The sequence below is a fragment of the Collinsella sp. TF08-11AT genome (genome assembly GCF_003437035.1).
Classification (GTDB): Bacteria; Actinomycetota; Coriobacteriia; order Coriobacteriales; family Coriobacteriaceae; genus Collinsella.
On sequence record NZ_QSRL01000035.1, the window covers coordinates 1 to 505 of the forward strand.

General features: G+C 51.9%; 1 tRNA gene. It reads left to right on the top strand.

Annotated elements, in window-relative coordinates:
• Positions 1-153: 153 nt before the first annotated feature.
• Positions 154-229: transfer RNA gene (locus DXC79_RS09960), tRNA-Ile, on the top strand.
• The last annotated feature ends 276 nt before the right edge of the window (positions 230-505 follow it).

Genomic DNA, 505 nt, shown 5'->3' on the forward strand with positions numbered 1-505 from the left:
ATAGGCACACAAGGTCAAAGGCGGCACCATGATCCTCCTGGTCGACAAGATCGTGCGTTGAACGGGTGCCGCGAGCATGGTAGTATTTCACGACGTGGTGCAACGCTTCTCTACATGGAAGTCCTCCATTACCTTTGCAACCACTAATCATAAGGGCTCTTGGCGCAACGGTTAGCGCAGGGGACTCATAATCCCTGGGTTCTGGGTTCGAATCCCGGAGGGCCCACCACCATCTACCAGCGGTTTCTCTGAAATCTTGTCGATCAGGGAAACCGCTTTGGTTTTGGATTTTCCTTCTCGAATCCTCGTGTTTCTTCTGGCTATCCACCACTATCCGCTACAACTCAATGCATAAACAAGCATCTGGACTGTATATACAATGCGAATTTGCTATGAATCGTCCTGCTTAATCGGCGGCAGGCAGGGGGTCTCGGGCAACTTGGCTGGGCTATTCAAAATGCCTCCGCCACGAAAGCGGGGCATCTACTACTTTTTGACCCGACCC